Consider the following 26450-nt stretch of genomic DNA (forward strand, 5'->3'; position numbering starts at 1 on the left):
CATCATTTGCAGTGGAGAAAAATCGTTTTTTAGGGGAGCAGGGATGCTCCCACTACTTTGGTATAATGAGTAGGGGTAAACCCATGCGTTTGTTCATATAATATTATTGTAAAGGTTGTATAGAACAAGGTAATGTTAGCATTTCTGCTGACCTATCTACTACATTCTTTATTACACAATCTATGAATTCTGTTGGTTTAAATGAGGTATTTGTTCAATATGTTTTATCTATTGATTTGTCTTGTTTGAATTATTCTGACCGTATTATTATCTATCCTGATTGTCTAATTATAATTGTGAGGTGTGGTTATGCTCTTTGTGCCATAGGTAAGAGTGTCTATAAAATGTGTATAATTATTTAGTTTGTTTTTATCGATTATTATTTGTAATTAGGAATATAGGTTTTAACGGTTATGGAGAAGTTGTTGTTGTTTGATTTTGATGGTGTGATTGCAAATTCGTTTGAAGTGTTTTTTAATGAGTTTACGAGTGCATGTTTTGAGATGGGTTTTGACCGATTGAATTCGAAGAAGGCATTTTTAGATTTGTTTGAGGGTAATCTTGTTTTTAATGTTATCAAAGCGGGATTTCCTCCATGGAAATTAAAGGAGTTATTTCATCGGTTTCAACCACGTATCTCTTCTGCGAATGAGCGTGTATCGGCGTTTGATGGGGTATGTGAAGTTATTACGAATCTTTCTTCTGTTTATCCAGTGTATATTATTAGTTCTAATCTGACAGAGGCGGTTCAACGGTTTATTTTGCGAGAAGGGTTGGAAGGTGTGCGTGGTGTGTTGGGTGCGGATGTAGAAACGAGTAAGGTTAGGAAGATAAAGAGGATATGGAAACAACATCCGAAAATGAAGGCTTATTATATAGGTGATACCAGTGGTGATGTGTATGAAGGCAAAGAAGCAGGTGCTATAACTATCGCTGTTACATGGGGTTGGCATGAACAGGAACGGTTAATTAAAGCAGGACCACATTTTCTTGTTCATACTCCGAAAGAGTTAGAACATTTGTTGTTGTCAGAAAGAAGCACTTAGGTAGATATTTTTTCTACAAAAATTTGTTGATTCGTTGTTCGATTTCTGAAGCGAATTTAAGGATGTATTTTTGGACATAGGAGAATGGGTTGAGGGAGGTATCCTCAATCAGTGGTGTTAGGTCCATTCCGAATATAAGGGAAGTGGCGGTATCAACTCCGTGAGATGCAAAGTAAGTAGCGTGTGCTTTTCGTCTGCCCATAGTAGCGAGGTCGTATCTTTTTCCCCCTGCAATTTGTGAGTCGAAAACACCTAAGAGGGATGCCTGTAGATTTTCGTGAGGTGAGACATCAAACGGGACTTTGTCTTCATCTGGTAGCCAGTCTAAATCTCGCCATACTTCGCACCCGTAGAGTTTTTCGGGTTGATATTGTCCCTTTATCTCGCGTAGTGCCTGGATAAGTCGAAGAGCCACTCCGACATGAGTATCGTGTTTGTCTGCCAGGTTATGTGTATAAATGATTTTTGGTTTGGTTGCGGATAGTATTTGTTTTAAGTCTTCAATAATAGAGTGATTATTTTTATCCTTGATAGCACTGCTTGGATAGTCTAATAGGAATTGAACAGAATACTCGCCGATAATGGCTGATTTTTTCTGCTCTTTGCGTCGGACAGCCATCATTTCGTCGTCGGTGTAGTTTGCATATAAGTCGGTTCGGGGTGAACCACTACCGTTTGTGACCGTAACGGCAGAAAACCATAAATTGGGGTTCTGAAAACAAGCTAAAATTCCATCGTATGCCATAATTTCAATATCATCTTGATGAGCACCTACTGCAAGATGTGTGGTTCGAGATAGTGCGGTTTCCAGAGGTGTCCCGTCGGGGATAAATATTTCTGAATGGGGTTGAAATAGTTTCATACTCCATACTCCTTCTTTGTGTGATTATTTTATAATGGGCGGATACGCAAATTTCGGAATTCCAATCGTGTTCCATGATTCTGAAGTCCGATGAAACCGCTTGTGCGTTTTAAGCCTGGGTGGTCTTTTATTTTATCGAGATGGTTGTTCAAATCTGCATCAATAATCTGCACACCGTTTAATAAGACTTTTACTTTTGAACCGACACAGGAGATATGGTATTTTTGCCATTCACCAGCAGGGCGTGATACTCTGCGAGATGGTGCTACAGTTGCATAGACACTACCGCAATATTGCCATGGTTTTAGGTCTTTATATTGGTCGGAATAATCATCGAGAATTTGAATTTCACTTCCTTCGAAAGCGGGATTTCCTTCTTTCGGGGCACGGATAAAAACACCACTGTTTCCACCTGGTGGTAAACGGAATTCCAATTCTAATTCAAAATCAGCATATTCTTCCGCAGTAGCAAGCCAGCCACAGCCTTCTCCGCCTTCGGTTACGAGCATTCCATTTTCTGCTTTCCAGCAGTCTATATTCCCGCCAAATGCTTGCCAGCCTGTCAGGTCTTTACCATTAAAAAGTTTTTTCCATCCGTCACCTCTTGGGATTTCGCGTATGAAAATATTGCGGAACCATAAGGGGGAGTGATGATGCTGTAGTTCGATAGAACCGCTGGTAAACAAGGGCTGAGAGCGGTCCCAATAATTCTCCATGACGGTTTTATTTACTACTAATTTGTCGTTTAAATACACTGTTACACGGTCGCCTATAATGCGAATAAAGAAGCGGTTCCATTCACCGACGGGGTTATCTGCAAAAACGAGTGGTTTACTTGGATTTTTCTCATTATTATATAGTCCTCCAGAACCGATACCATCTTTATTATCCCAGATTTGCACTTGAGGTGTTCCGCGTAGATAGATACCGCTATCGCCATTTGCTTCAATTTTCCAGTCTACCAGAAGTTCATAGTCTTCATAATCTCTGGCTGTGCAAAGGCTGTTTCCCTGTCCATCATAAGCCAATACGCCGTCAACAACTTTCCAATGGGCTCGCATCTCTTCGTCTGCTTTTTGTTGTGCGGATGCTAATTCTTCGGGTGACATTTGTGCCCGTTTTATTGGGTCTGCTACCAATCCTTTCCAGCCAGTTAAATCTATGCCGTTAAATAAAGGAACAAAGCCTACGGGTGGGTTTTCAGGGGTATATTCTCCTAATAATTCTGCAATTTTAGGTTCGACGGCTCTTGCCCAGATTTCGTATCCTTTTGCGTTTGGATGGAGTAAATCGGGCATGATAGTTTTGGGAAGGTTTCCGTTTTCATCCAGAAATTCCGCACCTATGTCATAAAAATGCACAAAGGGTTTGCTTTTCGGTATCTCTGCAATTCGCTTATTGGCATCAGCAATATTGTTTAGTTTATCCTGTGGTACATCTGCCCGTGGGAAAATTGCGAGTAGAAGAATTTTCATATCGGGGAAAAGGGTGTGAAGTTTATCAATAATCTTTTCAATTCCTAAGGCAATTTGTTCGCCTGTATGCCGATGGCAATTGTTTGTACCAATCATAATCATGGACAGTTTCGGCTGAACATTACCCCATTTTAAGTTTTCCAGTCGCCATAGAACATGCTGGGTCTGGTCACCGGAAAAACCCATATTCACTACATTTCTATCTGCGTAGTATTCATCCCATGTGTTTTTACCGACATTATCCCACCCGTGAGTAATGGAATCGCCTATAAATAGGACATCCACATTCCCTTGTTGAATACGTTCTTGATTGCTCTGGAATCGTTCTTGCCACCATTTATCGGGGCGTGGTATGGGGGTTATTGAATCTTCTTGAGCATAGATAATGGAGGTAAGCAATGCAAGTGCAATTAGCACTGTTAGGAAGAAAAAGCGATTTTTTAGATTCATGGTAAACATCTAAGGTCTCCTTATGTGTTAAATTGATTTGTATATTACCTGGTGAATTTGTCTATTGATTTTAATCTAATTATAAAAACTAAGACAAGCTACATTTTTTTAGGGAAATGAAGGAGCATACTATTTTAGATTTTTTAATTATATAGAAACTCAGTTTATAAAATGCTTATTATTTTTTTGAAATAGGAAAATTATGATTTGTTTGTTAATATGGGGTCTTATTGCTATAATATTTTTTGATTTGATATAATCTATCTTCTGTAAAATGAAATAAAAGGAAACTATAACTGTGAATCGGAATGGAGAATAGCAATGTCAGGACATTCGAAATGGGCAACGATTAAACATAAGAAGAGTGCAATCGATGCGAAGCGTGGGAAGATTTTCTCGAAGTTAGCAAAGGAAATTACAGTGGCAGTAAAGATGGGTGGTTCTGATCCAGAATCGAATTCGCGACTTCGTACGGTGTTAATCGCATGCCGAAATGCAAATATGCCTAAGGATAATATTGAGAGGGCAATAAAACGTGGGACAGGAGAAGGTGGAGAAACCTATGAGGAGGTGCGTTATGAATGTTACGGTCCAGCAGGAGTTGCCATTGTGGTAGATGTTTTGACTGATAATAAACGACGGACTGTTGCGGATGTGAGGCATATTGTAACTAAGCATGGTGGTAATATGGCAGAAGCAGGGGCAGTTTTATGGAACTTTGACCCGAAGGGTTTAATTACAGTAAAGAAAGAGAATCTTTCTGAAGATGATATTATGGAAAAGGCGTTGGAAGCGGGTGCAGAGGATGTTGATACGGAAGGCGAGATGTACGAAGTTTATACGGCTCCGAATGACTTACATACTGTTTTACAAAACTTTGAGAAGATGGGGATTGCGGTTGGTGAAGCGAAGCTTACTTTGAAACCGAAAAATTTGATTTCCGTTGATAATAAATCTGCCGCTTCGGTTCTTAAATTGATGGAAGCATTAGAAGATATGGATGATGTTCAAGATGTGTATACAAATCTTGACATTACAGACGAGGCGATGGCAGAGGCGATGTCGGAATAATTTAACCAATGATAGCCCTTGGATTTGACCCTGGCTTAGCAACTACAGGTTATGGATTAGTAGAAAAGAAAAGTTCAAGATATTATCATGTTGCACATGGGGTTATTCGTACTGGTTCAACAAAATCTCTTCCCGAACGGCTTGCTATAATTTATGAGGGTGCTCAAGAATTAATCAAGACTTACAAGCCGAATATTGTGGCTGTTGAACGGATTTACTTTGAGAAGAACGTTACAAATGGTATTTTCGTGGCTCAAGCTCGGGGAGTTTTGCTTCTTGCCTGTGCACATGAGCATGTTTCTGTTACTGAATTTAGCCCTACAGAAATAAAAATAGCATTGGTTGGGTATGGTAGAGCGGAGAAACATCAGGTTCAGTGTATGATACAACGGTTACTTTTATTGGATGAGATACCAAAACCTGATGATGCTGGGGATGCCCTTGCTATTGCCTTATGTGCCTTACATGTTCAGCCTCTTCCAGAGGCATTCCATTGAGTTAATACCTATTTGTGCTGTTGAAGAAGGAGAGGATTGCGGAACGGGTTTCCTCAATGGTGTGAAGTTTATTTATATTCTTTTTGAAAAAGTCGAGGCATTGGTTAAAATGGGTTTCATCTGAGATGTAAGTTCTAATCATGTTGATATTTTTACCTACATCGTAAATTAAAATATGTTTTTGGTCTCCTGTTGAAAAATATACCTTTTCGATTCGTCTTTGATAGCCTTTTAATATGCGGAGGTAAAACATTAAATTTATCTTGTAAAAATATTGTTCTGGAATTCTATTCTCGATACAAATTTGATAGTGTGCTTCGTCAATATCATCTGCATGGAGATTTGTGGCAAGAATATTTCCATAATCTAAAAGTTGGAAATACTTTTTTAAGTTATTACCCCAAAGGTATGCAAACCAATGTCCAGAGCCTATTTCATGACATATATAGCATTTTTTGCTATCAGGGTTTTGTTTTAACCCATGTGTAATTTCTTGCTCCGTTGCTGGAAGGAGTTGAACATTGGCAGGTACAAGGTTTAATAAGGCACCCATTACGGTTGTTTTTCCTGCACCTCCAGGATTGGCACCCACCATAAAAGATGCTCCATGGCTGATGTGGTAAAGTGCAAATGCGGATAAGTCCAACGTAATAGTTTCTCGCTCTAATAAGTCAAACATTGAGAGCATTCTCCCGCCACGTTGGTTACAGCGGTTAATTTCATTACAATGTAAAATAATGTCTTTGCTGAGCATACCGATATTAGAATCTTTGGGAATTATGTTATTGGCTGAAATAGTTGTTTCCAACTGTTGATTATAATACATTTTTTTTGTTTGTTGTTTCAGGGGAATTTAATGATGATTTTTTGTATCGTTATTTATTTTTATTTTATTTCTTTTGTGTGTATCATATAGTAGCGTATATTTTATATAGATTGAGGCTATGATGCAAGTAGGTATGTTATAAAAAGGGACTGTTATGGGATTTGGTAAGATTGCAGATTATTATTATCTTTTATTTGATGAAGTAAGTCGATTAAAAAGGGAAGAGCCATTTTTATCTGAAATAGTAATGAGGTTTGCTCCGTTGCCTAAGGTTTTAGACCTTGCTTGTGGGACTGGATTGCATGCACGGTTTTTAGCAAATAAGGGAGCAAATGTAACTGCAGTGGATATAAGTGAAGAGATGTTGAACTTTGCGAGAAAACAATATTTGCCGAAGAATATTTATTTTGTTTTAGGAGATTTGGAACATTTGCCAATTACGGGGGGTTGGGATGTTATTTTATGCCTTGGCAATTCTCTTTGCCTGCTTTCTTCTCGGGACACGATAAGGGCATTATTTCAGCATGTGTCTAAATTGCTTGTATCGGGGGGAATGTTTTTGATTCAGATATTGAATTATGAACATCCAGAAATGAGGCAAATACATACTCGTTGTGTTAATAAAAGTATAGGAGATAAAAACGTAACGGTGGTGAAGACGCTAACGCCATCAGAACGACACATATTCTTATCCATTAGTTATTTTATTACGTCCGAAAAGATGCATGAAGCAGTGAGTGAGGCAAATGTGTTACAAAAAATTGTTAAGGAGGAGCTTATTCGGTATGCGGATGAGGTAGAATTGTCTGTCCAAAATGTTTTTGGTGATTTTCAGAAAAATGAATTTGACCCTGAAACGAGTAGGGATTTGATAATTCTATTTTTTAAGGGATAGGAGTGATTTTATGAGATATTTCATATTTACTTTGATGATTTTTGTTTTCATTACATTTTTTTCAGTAAGGGGAGAAGAATGGCTTGTTTCTGTATCACCAGAATTAAGGAAGGAACCTTCTATTACCTTTGCATTAGGTGATTTGAAGATGATAGGGGAAAGGTATGATTTAACATTTAAATGGGTATCGGACCACCAATTACTGAGGAATAAGAATACACTTATTATTGGGAATGTGGATAGGAACAAATATACAAAAACATTAGTGGAAGGGAACAAAATTCATATTACAAAAGAGATTCCAAAGGAAGGATTTGGAATCCAGACAATTAAGGCAGACACTGGGAATACTTTGATTATTATTGCAGGGAGCACAGTTATCGGTGAAGCGTATGGTATCTATTGGTTAATTGACCGATTACAGGTTTATCAAGGTATTCCAGAAATGAATGAAATAAGAGCACCTGCTTTTTCTGTTCGTATTGCTTCAGCATGGGGTAGACATTTATCAGGTGGTGGTAATGAGGAACAGTTAAAGAATTCGCTACGGTATAGTTTTAATTGGGTTTCAGGAATGAATATGCTGGACTTAATTCCATGGAATTCGGAACCTGAAAATGAAGTAAACCTTGAAAATTGTAAAAACATGCAGAGGTGGATTGATTTGGCTCATGATTTGGGGATGCGGTATTTTGCTTTTAGTAATGAGGTGGTATATCATCCATCACTCTTTAATTATAATCCTAATCTATTAAATCCATGTAACCCTGAGTTTTGGGATACATTTCAGGATAAGTATCGCCTTTTATTTAGGGCACTTCCGAGTTTAGATGGGATTGAGATTTGTTTAGATGATATTTCAGGTTTTTGGGATAACTATAAGCCGTTGGATGTGCTTCACGATGTTTCGCAATGTACATTGAGTTATGAGGAGCGGTATCACACATTGGTTAAAAAGGTGTATGAGGTTGTTGTGGGAGAATTTGGTAAGACGTACTTTCATAAAAATTGGGGGTTACGAGACCAAGAGATACATTGTCAACCAGAAGTATATAAAGAGGTGTTCACGGAGGATATTCCTAAAGATAATCTATTTGTAATGATAAAAATTACACGTGGAGACCGTTGGTGGTTTCAGCAGTATAACCCGACATTTAATCTAACGCCACACAAAACCATTGTTATTTTTGAGACAATGAATTATTATGAAGCGGGGAATGAGAATTTATTTCCAACATTTTCTGGCGAATATTTTCAACGGGGTTTGCAATATTTCTTATCCCATGAGAATAGTAATGTTGTTGGATTTTCTTATTTAGGAGGTTGCTCTGGTGATGAATGGTCTACAAGAGGAGCCTATATATATGTGTTGTATCGTCTTCTTTGGGAGCCAGATGTGTCAATTAAAGAAGTGGCAAAGGATTATTGTTCCAAGTATGTCGGGGCAGAGGTAGCAAATGAGATGGCGGAGATACTTATGAGTTCGGCGGAGGCATATAAGTACGGATTGTTTATTGAACCCATTGCTTATGGGCAATTTAATTCACTCCTTCATATGCGTGTTGGCATTTTTACTGCTGAGGGGTATCCACTTATTGATTTAGGGAAAGGACACATCGGCTTTTTAAGGACTGTGTTTATGAAGTGTGACCCATGGAGAAAAGCCACATTTAATCAGTTGCAATACGGGTTAAATGTTGCGGAATCCATGTTAGCAAAATATCGGGAAATAAAGGATAAAATAAATCCGCCTATGTGGAAGGACAAAATAGAATTGCAGTTGAACATGACTAATGCTTTGATACAAACCAATGTGCAATATGTTAAAACCATGTTTCATTTTTTTGATTATCTGGATAAACCGAATGAGGAGACACGAAATAGTCTTTTGATGTCGTATCAGGGTCTTGTTGATAGTTGTGATTACTTTAAGAAATTGCCTGGGTTTTCGTATAAGTTAGATGGAGTTCATGTTCTTATTGAACATTGTCAACGGGCACTTTCAGATATAGAACTGGAACGTTCCATTTTAAGAGAAGTGCCTTCTCAGCCAGAATTAGATAGGATTATTACTCAACAGCAAGGGTTGTATCGTGACATGTTTGAAAAATATAAAGGAGTCGCAAAAAAGATAGGTCATTTTGAAATACTTGTAGATGGTCAGGATTTGTTACATATAAAAGGGAATCGATATCGGATAGAGCATCTTCGTTGGGATGCTCCGTATGTGGGAAGAGCGGAGTTCTATGCTTCGTTGCCAGAAAAAGAACAAATTGTGATTCCTGTACCGATAGATACACGTCCATTACATCCTTTTGTTTTATATCAGCCATCTAATGAAAATGGATATGAGGCGGTAATATATCTCGATGACCGTCCTGGAGGTATGGGTTGGTTTCTTTTTGATGTGTATTCCATAGATGTTCCAAAAGATGAAGATAACATAATCCGAAATTGGGCTGAATACTTTACCAAAAAGCAATAAATTAATAAGAAGCATTTTTGGGAAAGTATGAATCTGTATCTTAGAGTTTGTTAAAATATAGCATTTAATTTTTGGTGTGACCAAATTGAAGGACAGGATATATGAGAAAAATAGAAAAAAATTGGAAAAATGTTCAATTGACAGATAATGTTATCTCTATCCTGAGTAAGGCGAAGAAAGTTTCTTTTGCCACAAGTATTAATGAACTGATAGAGATTGCATGTAATTCATCGGCGCCTGATGCACAGTTTCATGTGGAATATGATGTCCCGAATAAAGGTTTATATCGTGAGGCGACGGTATCTCGTGTTCGTAATGGTGTGAGTGTAAATTATACAGAACCTTATATGAGGCGACGTGACCCTGATTGTATGTTTATTGGTGATGATGAACCTACTGACAAGCCGTATTTTAAGGATGTTTTTGGATTTTCGTTTGATAAAATGGCGGAGGAGACGTTTGATTGGTTGAAACAGCAAGAACTTATTTTATTTGGATTTGTAGCTGGTGGGGATTACCTTGGCAAACATGCTTTGGCTATTGCCCCGTCGAATGCGGGATTTTTCGCACTGGGTTTAGCGTTGTTGCAGGGAATCTTGTCTTGGGATGTGTTATCGAAGAAATTTGACCCAAGGCTTATTATGTATGTAGCACCTGTATTTCGTCATACACATTTTAACGGTAAGCAGGTTGTAGTTCATCGTCGGGGTAAAGATATATATGAAATATTTTCTTATAATTTGTATCCTGGACCGAGTGCAAAGAAGGGGGTTTATGGTTATTTGCTTCATTTAGGGGAGAGGGAAGGTTGGATAACGACGCATAGTTCGACAGTTCAGGTAATAACACCTTATGACAATGTGGTGACGATTATGCACGAGGGAGCCAGTGGTGGTGGTAAGAGTGAAATGTTGGAGTCGATACATCGTGAGGATGATGGGCGAATCCTTGTGGGGACAAATATAGTGACAGAGGAGCAATTGTTTCTGGAGTTGCCGAGAGCGTGTTCATTAAGACCTGTAAGTGATGATATGGCGTTGTGCCATCCTTCATTTCAAAAAGGGGATGGAAAAATTACTATTACAGATGCGGAGAAAGGTTGGTTTATTCGGGTAAATCATATAGGCAAATATGGTATGGATATTACCTTTGAGGCGTTAACTGCTCAACCTCCAGAGCCTTTGTTGTTTCTCAATATTAATGCGGTGCCTAATTCACGGGCAATGATATGGGAGCACATTGAGGATGAGCCGGGGGTCCCTTGTCCTAATCCACGTGTTATTGTGCCACGTCATATTATGCCAAATGTAGCAAGTAAGCCTGTTTCTGTTGATATTCGAAGTTTTGGGGTACGAACACCGCCATGCACAAAAGAAAAACCGACCTATGGCATAATTGGGATGTTCCATCTCTTGCCTTCTGCTTTAGGATGGTTATGGCGTTTAGTTGCGCCGAGGGGACATGAGAACCCGTCTATTATTAATACAGAGGGAATGAGTTCTGAGGGGGTAGGTTCTTATTGGCCCTTTGCTACAGGAAGGTATGTTCAACATGCGAATCTTTTGTTAGACCAGATATTAGCAAGCCCACGAGTGTATCACATTCTTTGTCCTAATCAGCATGTAGGTGCGTGGAAGGTAAGTTTTATGCCACAATGGTTGGCACGTGAATATTTAGCCCGACGTGGAATAGCCAAATTTAAGACAAGTCAGCTAATAAGTTCGCGGTGTGTGTTGTTGGGGCATACCTTAAAATCAGTTCGAATTGAAGGTGAAATTTTACCTGTTTCTCTTTTCCAAACTTATTTACAACCTGAAGTTGGGGAAGAGGCTTATGATGAAGGTGCTGAGATTTTATATACCTTTTTCCAAAGGGAACTAAAAAAGTTTATGACGTCGGAATTACATCCTCTTGGGAAAACGATTATTGAATGTTTTATGGACCGTGGTTTTCTGGGTGATTATATGGCATTGCTACCTACACCTTACATTGATTCCTCTCAGGAATAAAAGTGTATTGTTCTTTATAAGAATATGGCGTGGTCATCACGGATGCGTTTAAACAGGAAGACACCTACTTTGCGGAGTAATTTATCCAGGCGAACAATAGGCAATCCTAATACGTTGTAGTAACAACCATCATATCGAGATACTAAAAGACTTCCAGGACCATCTACAGTATAGGCACCTGCACGGTCAATAGGGTTTACGACACGGATAAAGGTATTTATTTCCTCTTCTGTTAATGTTCGGAATGTTACATCGGTAGTTTCACTTCCACATGCTTTTCGTCCATCTGCAGTGTTTGCAACTGCGATTCCAGTAATTACTTGATGTGTATTGCCGGAGAGTCGTTGAAGCATACTTCGTGCTTCGTCGAGGTTGCAAGGTTTGCTCAGAACTTCCCCGTCACAGAAGACTAATGTATCTGCTGAAATAACAACCGCAGGATATGATAACCGTGAGATAACTTCATTACATTTGTTAGTAGCGTTTTCTTCGACTAATGTTGTAGGTGTCGCTCCTATGTCTACTTCTTTAACGTTGCTGATTATGACTTCAAATTCAATACCCATCGAGGCGAGAAGTGCTTTCCGTCGTGGTGATGCTGACGCTAATACAAGTGGAAGTCCGCAATCTTCCATAAATGTCTCCATATTTGAGAGTTTTTTATTTGTTTGGGGGTTCTAAATCTTTTACTTCAATATCGACTAAATTGGATGGTTTTTTTGTTTCCTTGTTTTTATCTCCTGTAGATAAAATGGGATTGATAGAATTGTCGATATATTTTGGGTCTACTGAGGCAGGCTCGGGGATTCGCTTTCCATCTTCGGGGACTATTTCTTTTTGTTTGTCATTTTCAATGATATTGGTTCCCTGAGGTACAAAAATTTGGGTGTCTTCACGTCTGATTTTTCCATTTATTTCTATTTTTTCAAAATCGATGATAGTTTGAATATTATCTTCATTTATAATGCGTAGGCGATATGGTAGATAATCTTCATCTCGGAGATAAAGGATAATTTCCTCAAATTGTGTTTCTTGCTCTTTATCTATATAAGGGCGGATGGAGATGCCATGTTTTCCACGTTCTTCGGATAGTTGAATGGGGGTAACATGGTATTTTTTACGGAGTTCATCTAAATTCTGGGCAAATGCAAAGAAAAACAGTTCTGTTTCCACTTGGTCTTTCAAGTCGTAGATGGTCATTTGTTTGATTTCGGGTTCATATTCATAGATTTTTGTGTTTTCAACCAACGTATATTTTTCAGGTTCATCTGTATGAAAGACTATACGGCGAGGCTTAATAAAAACCAAGGTTCCTTTGGTGATGTAGGATTCATCGGGATAGATACTTTTCTGAATAAAGTCAGCGACAAGGATTTGGATTTTATCTCTGGATTCAGTGTATTTTTGGAAAAAGTTGTCAATGTCTTTGTTCTCTACTGAATATTGAGCGTACATCCAGGTCTGAATGGTGATAAGGGAAAGAAGATAAAATATGTGTTTATAAGGTTTATCCGTTGTTTTCTTCATCATGTTTTTCTTTCTCATCGTTGAGGGATAAGGAGTCGATATTGAAATCAGTGGATAAAGCATTATCCAAAGATTTCCTAATTTCAGTGAGCATGTTATCACGATTTTCCTGAGAAAATCCTTTGATTTGGGTAGATTCGTATTCTGATAAGATGGATTGAAAAGACAGTAACAAGGTTTTTACTTCTTGATGGAAACGGTCTCGTAAATGAATGAGGTGCTGAATTTCTTGTTCTAACCTCAAGGGTATTTGCTGAGCACGGGTTTGTGCTTCTGAGATAATAGATTCTGCTTGTCTTTGGGCTGATTCCAGGATGTCTTCATTTAATTTTTGAGCAGTATTTAATGCACTACGTAAAACAGATTCTTCCTGTCGGTAAAATTCGATGAGTTTGGTTTGTTCATCCACTTTCTCTTTTAATTCTTGAATGCGGTCGATTAGCATTTCGATAGTGTCGGCGATTCGATGTAAAAAATTGTCAACGGCTTCTGTGGAATAACCGCCAATCATTTTTCGTGGAAATCGTTGAGCGTAAATTTCGCTCGGTGTAATTATTGATTCTGCTCCTAACACTTCGGAAATAACACGGTCGCGTCTCATATAGTATCCTTAAAAGATTTATAGTAAGAATTGTATCATTAGAAGTATTTATTTTTCTTGTTTTTGTTATTTTCCTAATTCCTGTGCCCGTTTATATGCGGAATAAATGGCTTTATTTACAATAGATTTAAAGTTTTCAGTTTCAAATATGTTGACAGCAGATTCTGTTGTTCCACCTTTTGAGGTAACTCGTGCTCGGAGTTGTTGTGGTAATTCTTTTTCTTTCATAAGAAGTACTGCGGAGCCATAAAAGGTTTGTTCTACCAAAGATAGGGTTGTTTCTTCAGATAAGCCTAATGATTTGCCTGCATCGATAATTGCCTCGCAAAGGTAATAGAAATATGCAGGACCACTCCCACTAACTGCGGTGATAATGTTTATTTGTTCTTCTGGTACGAAAACTATTTTCCCAATGGATTCAAATATTTTTTGTGCTAACGTTTTGTCGTTTTCATTACATTCAGGACTAAGGCTTATTGCAGTAATTCCTTCACCAACCAGGGCTGGTGTATTAGGCATGGTTCGTATAATTCGGAGATTAGGCTGGTTTAATATTGTTTTGTAAAAATTAATAGAGATTCCTGCGGCGATAGAGATAATACGTACATCATTTTGTATTTGAGATTTAATGGGTTCTAATGCGGATTGAATTATTTGAGGTTTAACTGCAATAAGTAGATATTTTGTTTTTTCCATTAAAGTGGTTATTTCTTGAACAATTTGGATATTTAATTCTTTTGCGGTTTGTTGTTTTTCTATATCAGGGTCGTATATAAAGATTTGTTCTGGCGTTAATATTTGTTTCCGTAGTAATCCTTTGATAATTGCCTGTCCCATATTGCCGAAGCCTAACACTGCGAGATTTGGGTTGTTTTGTAACATAGTCTTGTAACCTTTATTTTTTTAGGGGTTATTTATAGTTTGTATTCGTTTTAAGGGTTAAGACCATTGGGATTTCGTCACAGGATTCGTTATGTTTTGGACAGCGGGCACAATCCTTTCTGATTTTGTATGGCAGAGTATCCAATGTTGTTTCTTTAAATCCTCTTTTTTTGAAAAATTCGGGATTGCGAGTTAAGACATATACCATTGGTATGTTTAAGTCTTTTGCCTCTTCTAAAACTGCATTTAGTAATTTTGTTCCTATTCCTTGATTTTGTAAATCTTCACGGACAATTAATGTTCGTACTTCTGCAAGAGTTTCGGTGTCGATATGTAATGCGGCACAGCCTGCGACGCCTTTTTCATCAGCAAAGACGTAGAAATCACGAACATTTTCGTAGAGTTCTTCAAGTGTTCGTGGCAAAACAAAGCCTTTGTTATAGGCGTTGTCAATAAGGGCTTTTAATTGTGGAACTTCTGATAGTTTGGGTTTTCGGACTTTATACATAGATTTTTTTGTCAGCCTATTTTTTGTTTTTTTGGAAGTAGTATACTCTTTGTTAAGAACGTTAGAAAAATTTAAAAGGTGTCGAATGTGGTTTTTACATTTTTACGTAGTGTTTATTTAATTCGTCTAATATGTTTTGGAAGTAATCAGGTAGTGGTGCTGAACATTCGAGAAATGTATGAGTTATAGGATGCGTAAAACCTAATGTTTGAGCATGCAAGGCTTGACCTGGTAATTTTTGTAAAGCATTTACAATAGACGGACTTAACTTTAGAGAGGCGTAATCGGTGAATCCGTATACAGGGTCTCCAATAACGGGATGACCTATGAACCGAAGATGAACCCGTATTTGGTGTGTTCTGCCTGTATTGAGTTTGAGTTCAAGCAGACTTAGTACTGAGTAATCTTTTAGGAGTTGGAAATGTGTAATTGCATCTCGGGCAGATACGCCAGTTACAGACATCCGTTTAGGGTCAGCAAGGCTTCTGCCAATGCTTGCATCAATAGTTCCTTTTTTTGATTTTGGTATTCCTTTTACTAACGCAATATATTTGCGAGAGAATTCTCGATTTTCGACCTGCTGGCGAAGATGAAAATAAGCTTCTGGATTCTTTGCAATAACGAGTACACCTGATGTGTTCATGTCTAAACGATGCACAATTCCTGGCCGTAATGGGTCACCTGAGATAATAAAATCTTTGCAATGATGTAATATGGCATTTACTAACGTTCCGTGAGTGTGTCCTGTTGCGGGATGCACGACCATACCAGCAGGCTTATTAATAACAATGATGTGTTTATCTTCGTATAGTATATCGAGTGGAATATTTTCAGGAATCAATTCGCTGGTTTCTTCTTCAGGTTGTGAGATTGTAACATGGTCTCCTGAATTGATTAGATACGCAGGTTTTGTAATTGTTTTTTGGTTTACTGTGGTTTTTCCATTTTTAATAAGGTTTTGGATTTGTGAGCGTGATATTCCTTCCATCTGGTCGTAGAGAAATAGGTCTAAACGGAGTGGTTGTGTTATTTCTGGAACAATGAATGATTGTGTTGTTTCCATTTTAGGAGAAATATCCCTTTATACCGAACAGACATATAAATAGAAATATTATTCGTATTTAACTTTTTTATTTTTGGCTATTGAACGTAGAAGCAGATATAGGGTAATAAAAATAATAATTGACAACAATGTTTTGGGATAAACAATGGCTATTTTGCTAAGAATGATAATGGGGGTTAAGATACATCGTGTTAGCCATGCAAAGAAAGGATGTGTCGCAATCCAATGGGCAATAGGTGGACTGATGTTGTAGTATACATCCACGAAGGCGGAACCGAAAGCGTTGGTTAGCATATATTGGTCACGGAATGCACGTAATACATTTATTTCTTCTGCCATAGGTGTGCCGTAAGCGGCTGTAGCGATGAAACAAGGACTTTCATCATCACCTATACCTATGATGCCGTAGACAGAGATTATCAAACCTAAGGGTATGAGTATCCATGAATCCAAAATGATAGGTGTTTTTTGATATTCAATTACATTATCTAAGACAATTGCGGGGACATTGGGTTGGCTCTTCAAGTAGATTAAGACATCTACGATAGCAGATTTTTTTATTGCAGGGGTTTTGAATTTAAGTAGTCCTTCCGTTTCTCCCGGGTCACTTTCGGGCTTTGTTGTTACAGATATTTGTTTTTCATCGTTTCTTAATTCAATGTGGTCTATATATGCCAAGCCTCCTTTAGGCGAAACTACTTGTATTTCAGATTTTCCGACTGTTTTTGATGTGGTAACACCATTTTTAGTAGAGAGCCGAGCCAGTGCAGATACTTCAAATGGTAATAATGATTGGTAGCGAAGTCCGAACCCGTTGAGGGAATAGACACGCATTGTCACTTTGTTTGTATTGCCGAAACTATTCTCGGTCATTATAGGGTCGATGTCGGTAGATAAGATTTGTGATTGGTATGCAGTTTTGGTTCCAGGTGTTACCCGATTTTTGATGTAATCATAGGTGGACGACTGGCTAAAAACGGTGATTCCGCTTTTGAAGTAGCTATAATCCAAACCATCGGAAGGGAGGGTAATCTTAATGACAGGGATGTCTTGTTTCTCTGTTCCATCGAGGTTATATGGGAATACGGGATTGTGGAATAATAGACGTCCTGAGCCATCTTTGGGAGGGGAATAAGTGGCGGTACCAGGCTCGGGTGGTGATGTGAATGTTTCAGGTTGATAAAGGTAATAAGTTATTTCGTAGGCATTTTCTATGGGGTTACCAAACATACCACCATGAATGGATGTATTGCCAATGATATTTGCCATTGCACTCAGAGTTGGGTTGTTTGAGAGTTTAATAGCACGGAAAATGCCATATACAGGCGTCGGTTGAGTACTTAATGCTGGGAGTTCAAATGTCCCTTGTTTTCCATTGTCGAGAAAAACAGTGGTTTTTTCTGATTTGCTAAAGTCGGAAATGAAAGCGGTTGTATGTATTCCAAATTCATCAGTGGAATAATGGTAATATCGAAAAGCAGGGATTATTGAGTCGTTGGTTTTTAGGTCAACGTCCACATATTCTGGCATTGAGTCGGAATATAATGGGTATGGTGGGACAATAAAGTCCAGATATTTTTTATCATCGGCTGAATGAATTCCGTTGAAGGGACTGCCAATATCCTTGCCTGTTTTAGCATCTACTAACTGTAATGTTGTTTCTAAATCTAAGTTTAAGCCTTCGATACGTCGAACTACACCACCGATTGCCCATACTACCAGCCGTTCTTTGCCATCACTATCCTTCTCAAAATGGTCTCCATCGAGTTTTGCAATTCCGAAAAATATCGGTGGCCCGACTTCGAACACGGCTTTAATTTGATAATCTTGATTGATAGTTATGGTCAGAGGGTTTTCTTCAGAGGTGTTACCATTGGGTAAGAGCCAGTGTTTGAACTTAAAACCTTGTTCAGGCTGGGCTTTCACCTCGACCTCTGTTTCTGGAGCATAAATGCCTCCCTCGGGGTTGAGGGTTACAATTCCTGTTTCTGGCGGGTCGATAGTAATTGTAAGTGAATATTGCCTCTTGACGATACGAGCTTTGATGTTTAAGTTTGAATTTACACGAGTTATAAATTCTGGTAGGCGTGATAATAAGGTACCATCGGATGAATACCACCCTTCGAATTGGTCTTGCTCATCGACATTGTTTAATGAGATAGAGATGGTTTCCCCTTCAAAGAACGTACCATCTTCAGGGAGAGTTGGACTTTTACTTGGTGTAATTTTCAGTTCGGCGTTTTCAGAGAGGGCGTTAGGTCCACGTTCAATTGTTGCGGTTACTTTATAGGTGTTGGCTACTGTAATTGCATTGGGGAAGACAAAAGATAGATTGTTTACATTCTTTTGGATGATTTCTAAATCCACAATGCCAGTTTCATTAATAGATGGGGATTTAATAAACATCTGATTGTTTTTTGAATTTTTGTAGGCTGTAATGGCAATCCCTTTATAATCAGGTGAGCCTTCTCTAAATAATGCAGATTGTCCACCTATTTTGACTTCGTATAATTCTGTGGCTTGTTCTACATTTAAAGCAGTTGATACGGGAATAATTCCTTTAAGAATTAAATCTATAGATATACCTTTGGGGATAATGTTTGGAGAAATCTCGTTGATTGTTATTCCAACATCGAACAAGGCGATAATGGAACTCTCTTGAATTTGAAAAGTGATTTCGTTATCGGAAGAAACGGAATTAACATTTGTCCAAATAAGTTCTCGGTCTGGGTCGTTAGTTAAATAGGTTTCTGTGATTGATACGGGGTAAGAAAATACTTCGGATTTACCTACTACTGGTTTTTGGATATTTTTTAATTTGATTTTAACCCCTGTTTGTTGTGGGTTAAGGCGAATTAGTTGGATTTGTTGGTTTTCGTCGATAGCGATTAAGGTTATTCCTAAAAACACATTTTGTGGATTTAAATTTCCTGGGGCATTGTTTATTGCGGTTTCTACCCATGAAGATACTGAGTTTGTTTTTGAATTGTCGGTAACAGTATCGATTAATGCGGAAATTTCATTCGATACTGTAATGATAGCGTATGCGTAATTGGTACCTGGGTCAATGTTATTTTCCGATTTTAATTTTTCCAACGTTGGCACTTCTATCTCAACAGAGTTTGTAGGAATGATAAGAACTGAGTCTCCAGGGATGTTTAAATTCATAATATTTACGGTTCGTATTGCATTATTTATAAATTGGTTAGCTACCCAAAATTCGCCTGATAATATTGATGTTTGTAGGTTATCAGGTATACCGTTCAAATCATTATCAATATCTGATGGCAATTCGGCGAGGGTAATATTAATAGGTTTGTCAAGTGAAGTTGTATCCTCATAAGAGAAGGAGGTTATCGGTTCTGAGGGGTTAATTTCTGCATTGATGAGCCCGTAGATAGATACATTTTGTGTGGAATTTGAGCCAGTAATAAAAGGGGATATATTTATACTACTTTGTCCAGGAATAGATGTTGTGTCTGAAAATACATCGCCTATCCATAATTCGTTGTTGAAGCATATACTGCTTTCATTACATGCAACGAAGGTAATTGTGTCTGTTGTCGGTTCTGGATACTCTGCTGTTAAAGGAATATTGATTTCTAATTGAGTTGGGTCATAGTTATTGTTTGTGGACTTAACCTTTCTATTATCCAATGGAGAACTTATTGTTACGTTATTTAGTGAAAGTTCTTTGTTGATAAGAGGTGATAAGTGATGTGGTTCTATTTCTGCTCCAGAATTGGGTATAGTTGGAATTGAGGCGGTTAAGAGTAGATAAGAGAAAAGGACGATGTTGATTAAGATTCCAAAAGAAGAAATATTCTTTACAGGCATAGCATTATTCCTAATTTAGTTTATATATGGTACATGATTATATTAATTAAATGTAATATTGTTTTATTTTGGTTCAATAAATTTTTAAAACATTATACAAAAGAGTGGGGTTGGAATGTGGGATTTTTGTTTGTCGGACGAGGGGGACACATCGGACGAGTCGGACACATCGGACGAGGGGGACACATCGGACAAGTCGGACACGTCGGACGGGGTGGACAGAGGTTGTTGGGTTATTCTGTAGAGATAGGAGATTCTTCTTGGGGTAAGAGGGTTTGACAGGGGTTCTCTTTTTTTCGGGATATAAGAAGATAAAGAAAGAAGATAATCAATCCACTAAGGATACATACGGTTAATGCAATAGTTTGGGAGGCTGTCATTCCGAAAATTTCATGGGAACTGTCACCACGGAAGTTTTCATCAAAGAATCTCCACGCTCCATAAAGGCAGAAATACCATAATAATACCTGACCGTTGTAACTCTTATTTTTGTAAATCATACGTAAAAGGAAAAATATCATAATTAAGCCTATTACCTCATATATTGGGGTTGCGTGTATCGGGATGGGTACTTGGGCACCATTAGGGAGTAGTCGTAAAAATTTATGATGATCCAGTATTCCACTATCAGCGGGATATATAATACCCCATGGGGTATTACATAAATCGCCAAAACAACAGCCGTTGAGGAAACAACCTAATCTGCCAATAGCATGTCCTAAACAAAGAAATGGCACGGAGATATCGGCAGAGGGCAAAAAGGGAATTTTGTTTTTTTTCAAATATAACCACACACCAATAGTGCCACCAATAAAAGCACCAAAAAAGACATATCCTCCAGTCCAGAAGATGAGCATTTCATACCAATGAGATAGTCCTTCGTATTGGACAACATAGTATGTTTTTGCCCCTATTAAGCCTCCAATTAGTCCCCAAATGCCAACTTTGCCTGTTGCTGGGTAGGGTTGTGGTAAACGACTGTTTTCTTTTAATGCTAAGGAAACTCCGACCAGCAAACCGAGGGCAAGACACACTACATAGGAGTGCAGTTCAAATATACCTATACTTATTAAAACAGGACGCATCTTTCCCTTTCCTAATAGATTTGGGATTTTTTATATTTTTCTTAGTAAAACAAGAAGTGTGAGCATTATACCAAAATTTATGTTTAATGGGTATAGAGACAGTTTGGTTTTTATGTTTTTGTTGGTTTCACTTTTTTGACAACCACAAAGCACTTTGACGGTATGGGAGTTATCACCTTCTTTCGAGCCTTCTTCCTTACGTCCCTCAATGATACTCCCTTCAGTATTTGTTCCTTCTCCATCTCCTTCTATTGCTCCATCGTTGGTGTTTCCTTCTGGATATTGCCCTTCTGGAGTGCATTCATGTGTTCCTTCCTGGTTTGCCCCTTCCTGAATATTTTCACCCTCTATTTTTAGGGTTCCTTCATTTAAGGGTACTACACAAATTGCACCTGGGATAGTTGTTACCTCTATAGGCAAGGCTTCTATATTTGAGAGTGAGCAGTAAAAAAGTTGTTGTTCTACATGATTGTCGGGAAATACACGTTCTAATGTAATGGGTGTTTGTTGTGTAGGTAGTATGAGAAGCAATGTCTCACCTGGTTTGGCGGGGCTTAGTATTTTGCATGGAACGGAAAAAATGGTTCCTGACGGAATTTTTTGTGTACTTCCCCAAAGAGCAATAACAAATAAGCCTTCGGGGTATATAGCGATGCGATATTTAATATTATTGTTTTTAAGTTCATCTGTTATGTTTATAGGAGGCTCAGTATTTTTAGTTTCATTAGGCGATATATTTGAATAATCATAGATAATGGGTTCGCTTAAAGAAGTAACGATATTCTCGGTATTACATCCAATTTGAATTTTTTGAGGATCAAATGTAAAAGCAATGACTGCGGTTGTGATTTCTTCATCAGATGTTATTATCTCAACATCTATTGATATGCAGTCATTAAGGTTTGCATATACACCTGGAATTTTAATAGTAGCCGAGAAGGAATTAAATCCTACCAATAATAAAAAAGTAACTATTTTGAATATGGTTATATATTTATATTTTTTTCTTTCATTCATAATAATCATTTTGTTATTAGACAAACGTCGTTTATTTATAGGATAATAAGGTTAGATTAATTATACACAAAATTGGCTGAGAAATGTTTAGAATAGGTAATATTTTAAGGAGTGATGGGAAGGAATGCAACCTATAGTTTCAGTGATATGCAAAAATTGTGGTTTGAAGATATGGGTTCCTGCAGTGGTACAGGGTAGAAAGAGTTATTGTTTTAATTGCCATCAACCAATAGTCGTTCCAAATCTGACAGGAGATACTTCGTTCCATATTGAGTTTAAACAGGGGGATAGAATTGATGACCGATATATTATAGAGGGGTTAATAGGTAAAGGTGGGATGGGATATGTTTATCGGGCGAAGGATGAATTGTTGGATGAGGCAGTTGCACTTAAATTTTTGCATCCAAGTTTACTCAAAGCACCGAAAGCGGCACAGTTATTTATTAAAGAGGCTCAGTTGGCACGTCGGTTACGGCATGAGAATATCATTGCTGTTCATGATGTAGATTGGACTAATGAAGGCTTTTTATTTTTAAGTATGGAGTACTTAGAAGGTCAATCATTGAGGAGTCTTTTACGAAAATATCGAATTGAGAAAAAATATATCCCTGTCCGTATAGGGATTCAATTTACTTTGCAGATATTACAGGCGTTGGAGTATGCACATCGTTGGGTTACACATCGGGACTTAAAACCTGAGAATGTTATGGTTTTACCAGGCGAGAAGATCAAAGTTTTGGATTTTGGATTGGCTTTAGCGGTAGAAGAGTCTATATCACAGTCGGCGAGTAGCGAAACGAAATTACAAAAAAGTATTGTTGGTACATATGCCTATGCATCTCCCGAGCAGAAGAAAAGGTGGGCTATTGATACGCGGGCAGATTTGTATTCTGTCGGGTTAATTTTATATGAACTGTTAACTCTACGGTCGCCTATTGATGAATATGTTCCTTTATTACAATTACGTAGTGATGTATCACCTTCTATAAACGATGTATTACAACGTGCACTTAAAGAAGAACGTGAAGACCGCTGGCAAACCGCATTGGAATTCCGTGAGGCATTACAGGAAAGTTTTGAGAAATCGTATACGGAAAAGAAAATCCATGTTATTACAAAGATACAGAAGGAAAAAAATGTATCAACGGAGAAAATGGTATTTTTAGAAGGGGGTTATTTTTTAATGGGTAATGATGAGGTAGTGGAGGAGTCCCCAGAGGAGGAAGTTTTTGTTGAGCCATTCTGGATGGATATTTATCCTGTGACTGTTGCGGAGTATCAGAAATATATAGAGGCAATAGGGGCACCATTACCTCGTTATTGGCATGACCCTGTTTTAAACGGACCAGACCAACCTATTGTTGGTATTTCGTGGTTTGAGGCAAATGAATATGCTCAATGGGCAGGAAAAATGCTTCCTTCTGAAAAAGAATGGGAGTTTGCTGCACGTGGAAAGGAAAATCGTAAGTATCCGTGGGGAAACACACCTCCAGACACGATTCATTGCAATTATAATAATTATTTAGGCATACCTTCTATTGTTACAATGCATGAAGAGGGGCGAACGCCAGATGGAATCTGTGATTTGGCTGGTAATGTAATGGAGTGGACTCGGGATTATTACTTGCCGTATTCGGTTGCCCGTTCACAGCCTGATAAAATACCGAATCCTCCACTGCGGGTGGTTCGAGGTGGTTGCTGGAGTTCCAGTAGTAATGAAATTACCTGTACAGCACGAAAGGGGTTATTCCCCGAAACAAGAACAAATACGGTTGGTTTTCGGTGTATTCTCCCTTTGAAAAAATAAAAACATTTTGAAACTCAGAATTTTGGACCTTCAACATCAAAGAACATACCTTCGATAGGAATATATTCGAAGCGAACAATATTTTTGAATGGAATAATATCTACGACGCGAATATTGTCAAATTCGTCCCCGACTCGTGCTGCAACCCTTTTTGATTCCCCTGTTTGGCGATTAATTACTTCAACAAAGATAGTTGTATTCCCTGTTTCTTTGTCGTCGAGGAACCCGCGAACCATTATTTTAGGAGTTGTGATTAGCAATTGGCCTCGTTCTTTTAGCCTTTGTAAAGCCTCACTTCTTGCCCCAAGTAGTTCAAACACATCAATACACGCTAATGCTAAAACCCAACGATTTTGTTCTTTGGCTATTTTTGCCCATTGAGCCACTTCTTGGGATACTTCTTTACATGCTTCTTGAGCAGTAGGATTTCCTGAATTTTTTTGTACGAACTCAAATAGTGCATTTAATACTTGTATACGAACTTCTTCTTTTAAGCCAGGTGTAGGTGTTTCAGGAGACGTAGGGATAAAAGCACGGAGTGGATTGAGTATTTCGTGAAGCTGTTTTATATACTGTTCTTTTGTTTGGGGCTGTTCTTCGATAGGTTTAACTTCTTTGGGTTTACAGGATAGGAAGAGGAATAGAATGACCAGTATGGAAATTAATAAATTGTTTAATTGTCGAATATTTAAAATCATATCTTTACCTTTTTTCTAAGTTCATTAACATTGTATCATTTTATCTATGGCAATTCATTTTGGTATTTATTTGAATAAACGAATTATAATTAACTTTCTCAAAATAAAACGTTGGTTAATGACAAAGGTATTATGATTGTGTCTGAACAGATTTCTGAGATAACGGAACAACATATATGGACTGTGTCCGAACTGAATCGTAAAATCCGTTTTTTATTGGAGGAAGAGATCGGTTACATCTGGCTTACAGGTGAAATTTCTAATTGGAGGGTTGCCTCATCAAAGCATGCATATTTCACATTAAAGGATTCAGAAAGCGAGATTAGTGCTGTGATGTTTGGGGGTGACTTGCAGTTGTTAAAATTTACCCCAGAGAATGGTATTGAGGTTATTGTATCAGGGCAGGTTACAGTTTATGAACGTCGCGGGACGCATCAGATTGTAGTTCGACAAATGGAGCCCAAGGGACTGGGTGCGTTACAGCTTGCTTTTGAACAGTTGAAAAAGAAATTAGAGTTGGAAGGATTGTTTGACCCAGCACATAAGAAAAAATTGCCTATGCTCCCGCGTAAAATTGGTATAGTTACGTCTCCAACAGGTGCGGCAATCCGTGATATTTTGAAAGTTTTAACTCGTCGGTTTGCTAATATTCATGTAATTTTATATCCTGCACGAGTACAGGGAGAAGAAGCGAGTAGTGAAATTGTAGAGGGGATTCGGTTCCTGGATAGATATGGTGTGGATGTTATTATTGTTGGTAGAGGCGGAGGTTCATTAGAGGACCTCTGGCCATTTAATGAGGAGAGGGTAGTGCGTGCTATATATGAAGCCCAAACACCGATTATCTCTGCGGTAGGTCATGAGATTGATTTTACTCTGGCAGATTTTGTAGCAGATGTGCGTGCTCCTACACCATCAGCAGCGGCAGAGATGGTTATTCAGGACCAAACAGTACTGTGGGATATGATTCAGACCAAAAAGCAGAAGGTGCTACATCTCTTATCCCAAAAGATACAGGTATTTCGGCATCGTCTTCAATTGGCTCTTCGGCATCGTGGATTTCAAAGTGTTGAAGCGATGTTTCGTGAATATAGACTCCAGGTGGCGGACTATCGTAAACAACTTGAAGATTGGTGGAATTGGAAACGAACCTTACTAAGCCAGAGGCTTCAGAAGGTAAAATATGCTTTACAAATTATGTCACCTCAAATGCGTATTAAAACGCAGACAGAGAGACTTATATTTCTTGCAAGTCAGTTAGAACAAGTAATGTCAAATATTGTGCAGAATAAAAGGTCGTTATTTTTGCCGTGTATTGCGAAGCTTGAAATGTTAAGTCCGTTAAATGTGTTAAATCGTGGTTATTCACTGACCTGGCTTGAGCCTCAACATGACCTGGTTCGTTCATCTGTTCAACTAAAACCTGGAGATTGTGTTAAAATTCAATTTTCAAAAGGAAATGTCCATGCAACTGTAAAAAATATTGAGGAAGATAAGGAATGGAAACAATGAAGGAAAAAAATCCAGAGAAGGAACGTCCTGGAAATTTTGAGAAGGACTTGCAAAAATTAGAACAAATTGTTCAAGACCTTGAGAAAGGAGAACTTTCTTTAGAAGAATCGTTAAAACGTTTTGAAGAAGGGATACATTTAGCACGACGATGTGAGAAAGCCCTAACAGAAGCAGAACGACGGATTGAAATACTTTTGCAGAATGAGGAAGGTGAGATTGAACCACAACCTTTTGATGTATCAGAAGCGGAATCTGCTTCTCGTGAAGAAACTGCAGATGATTCTCAAAAGGTGCATC

At 38.1% G+C, this 26450-nt stretch carries 22 protein-coding genes and 1 pseudogene; 10 read left to right on the forward strand and 13 right to left on the reverse strand.

Annotated features, from left to right (window positions below):
• Positions 1–413: 413 nt before the first annotated feature.
• Positions 414–1046, forward strand: coding sequence for an HAD hydrolase-like protein (locus PLJ10_11110; GenBank protein ID HOK10195.1), 633 nt, complete (start codon positions 414–416; stop codon positions 1044–1046).
• Between the two features lie 13 nt (positions 1047–1059).
• Here PLJ10_11110 and PLJ10_11115 read toward each other — a convergent pair whose 3' ends face one another.
• Together PLJ10_11115 and PLJ10_11120 are read right to left on the reverse strand one after the other, a co-directional pair.
• Entirely contained in the window at positions 1060–1908 is an 849-nt protein-coding gene (locus PLJ10_11115; protein HOK10196.1) for a PIG-L family deacetylase, read from the reverse strand.
• 29 nt (positions 1909–1937) lie between these two features.
• On the reverse strand, positions 1938–3842 hold the full coding sequence (locus tag PLJ10_11120) for a DUF1080 domain-containing protein (protein ID HOK10197.1): 1905 nt from the start codon (positions 3840–3842) through the stop codon (positions 1938–1940).
• Positions 3843–4154: 312 nt separating this feature from the next.
• Between PLJ10_11120 and PLJ10_11125 the strand changes: the two genes are divergently transcribed.
• Positions 4155–4904: a YebC/PmpR family DNA-binding transcriptional regulator gene (locus PLJ10_11125; GenBank protein ID HOK10198.1), complete on the forward strand. Its 750-nt coding sequence runs from the start codon at positions 4155–4157 to the stop codon at positions 4902–4904.
• A gap of 8 nt (positions 4905–4912) precedes the next feature.
• Complete coding sequence (gene ruvC / locus PLJ10_11130; protein HOK10199.1) at positions 4913–5401, forward strand: crossover junction endodeoxyribonuclease RuvC; 489 nt, start codon at positions 4913–4915, stop codon at positions 5399–5401.
• Position 5402: 1 nt separating this feature from the next.
• On the opposite strand, the gene PLJ10_11135 is transcribed toward ruvC, so the two are convergent.
• Entirely contained in the window at positions 5403–6227 is an 825-nt protein-coding gene (locus PLJ10_11135; protein HOK10200.1) for a hypothetical protein, read from the reverse strand.
• 154 nt (positions 6228–6381) lie between these two features.
• On the opposite strand from PLJ10_11135, the gene PLJ10_11140 reads away from it, so the two are divergent.
• The 3 genes from PLJ10_11140 (at position 6382) to PLJ10_11150 (ending at position 11616) form a co-directional block, all read left to right on the forward strand.
• Positions 6382–7122, forward strand: a complete 741-nt coding sequence (locus PLJ10_11140) for a class I SAM-dependent methyltransferase (GenBank protein ID HOK10201.1) — start codon at positions 6382–6384, stop codon at positions 7120–7122.
• Between the two features lie 10 nt (positions 7123–7132).
• On the forward strand, positions 7133–9607 hold the full coding sequence (locus tag PLJ10_11145; protein ID HOK10202.1) for a hypothetical protein: 2475 nt from the start codon (positions 7133–7135) through the stop codon (positions 9605–9607).
• 101 nt (positions 9608–9708) lie between these two features.
• Positions 9709–11616 carry a DUF4914 family protein gene (locus PLJ10_11150; GenBank protein HOK10203.1) on the forward strand — a complete coding sequence of 636 codons (1908 nt, stop codon included), beginning with the start codon at positions 9709–9711 and terminating at the stop codon, positions 11614–11616.
• Positions 11617–11630: 14 nt separating this feature from the next.
• Here the strand turns inward: PLJ10_11150 and PLJ10_11155 are convergent, their stop codons facing one another.
• The 7 genes from PLJ10_11155 to PLJ10_11185 form a co-directional block, all read right to left on the reverse strand.
• Complete coding sequence (locus tag PLJ10_11155) at positions 11631–12251, reverse strand: Maf family protein (protein HOK10204.1); 621 nt, start codon at positions 12249–12251, stop codon at positions 11631–11633.
• A gap of 25 nt (positions 12252–12276) precedes the next feature.
• Entirely contained in the window at positions 12277–13143 is an 867-nt protein-coding gene (locus tag PLJ10_11160; protein HOK10205.1) for an outer membrane lipoprotein carrier protein LolA, read from the reverse strand.
• Entirely contained in the window at positions 13124–13744 is a 621-nt protein-coding gene (locus tag PLJ10_11165) for a DivIVA domain-containing protein (protein ID HOK10206.1), read from the reverse strand. The genes PLJ10_11160 and PLJ10_11165 overlap by 20 nt, the downstream gene beginning before the upstream one ends.
• 66 nt (positions 13745–13810) lie before the next feature.
• Positions 13811–14626 carry a pyrroline-5-carboxylate reductase gene (gene proC / locus PLJ10_11170; GenBank protein ID HOK10207.1) on the reverse strand — a complete coding sequence of 272 codons (816 nt, stop codon included), beginning with the start codon at positions 14624–14626 and terminating at the stop codon, positions 13811–13813.
• 28 nt (positions 14627–14654) lie between these two features.
• Entirely contained in the window at positions 14655–15134 is a 480-nt protein-coding gene (locus PLJ10_11175; GenBank protein HOK10208.1) for an N-acetyltransferase, read from the reverse strand.
• A gap of 94 nt (positions 15135–15228) precedes the next feature.
• The gene (locus PLJ10_11180) at positions 15229–16197 is read right to left on the reverse strand and encodes an RluA family pseudouridine synthase (GenBank protein HOK10209.1); all 969 of its coding nucleotides are present in this window, start codon (positions 16195–16197) and stop codon (positions 15229–15231) included.
• A gap of 48 nt (positions 16198–16245) precedes the next feature.
• Positions 16246–20034: a hypothetical protein gene (locus tag PLJ10_11185; protein HOK10210.1), complete on the reverse strand. Its 3789-nt coding sequence runs from the start codon at positions 20032–20034 to the stop codon at positions 16246–16248.
• Positions 20035–20151: 117 nt separating this feature from the next.
• Here PLJ10_11185 and PLJ10_11190 point away from each other — a divergent pair, with 117 nt between their 5' ends.
• Complete coding sequence (locus PLJ10_11190) at positions 20152–20313, forward strand: hypothetical protein (GenBank protein ID HOK10211.1); 162 nt, start codon at positions 20152–20154, stop codon at positions 20311–20313.
• On the opposite strand, the gene PLJ10_11195 is transcribed toward PLJ10_11190, so the two are convergent.
• Both PLJ10_11195 and PLJ10_11200 read right to left on the reverse strand, forming a co-directional pair.
• Positions 20268–21119, reverse strand: coding sequence for a prolipoprotein diacylglyceryl transferase (locus PLJ10_11195; protein ID HOK10212.1), 852 nt, complete (start codon positions 21117–21119; stop codon positions 20268–20270). The two genes, PLJ10_11190 and PLJ10_11195, sit on opposite strands and share 46 nt — an antisense overlap.
• A gap of 30 nt (positions 21120–21149) precedes the next feature.
• Positions 21150–22136 (reverse strand): hypothetical protein, encoded by a 987-nt coding sequence (locus PLJ10_11200; GenBank protein ID HOK10213.1) that lies wholly within the window; start codon positions 22134–22136, stop codon positions 21150–21152.
• 124 nt (positions 22137–22260) lie between these two features.
• Here PLJ10_11200 and PLJ10_11205 point away from each other — a divergent pair, with 124 nt between their 5' ends.
• On the forward strand, positions 22261–23943 hold the full coding sequence (locus tag PLJ10_11205) for a bifunctional serine/threonine-protein kinase/formylglycine-generating enzyme family protein (protein HOK10214.1): 1683 nt from the start codon (positions 22261–22263) through the stop codon (positions 23941–23943).
• A 14-nt stretch (positions 23944–23957) separates the two neighbouring features.
• On the opposite strand, the gene PLJ10_11210 is transcribed toward PLJ10_11205, so the two are convergent.
• A complete protein-coding gene (locus tag PLJ10_11210; GenBank protein HOK10215.1) occupies positions 23958–24641 on the reverse strand; it encodes a hypothetical protein in 684 nt (227 codons plus the stop codon).
• 138 nt (positions 24642–24779) lie between these two features.
• Between PLJ10_11210 and xseA the strand changes: the two genes are divergently transcribed.
• Entirely contained in the window at positions 24780–26153 is a 1374-nt protein-coding gene (gene xseA, locus PLJ10_11215; protein HOK10216.1) for an exodeoxyribonuclease VII large subunit, read from the forward strand.
• Positions 26150–26386: pseudogene (locus PLJ10_11220) on the forward strand (exodeoxyribonuclease VII small subunit). Before xseA ends, PLJ10_11220 begins: the two are co-directional and overlap by 4 nt.
• The last annotated feature ends 64 nt before the right edge of the window (positions 26387–26450 follow it).

The organism is Candidatus Hydrogenedens sp., from assembly GCA_035361075.1.
Lineage (GTDB): Bacteria > Hydrogenedentota > Hydrogenedentia > Hydrogenedentales > Hydrogenedentaceae > Hydrogenedens.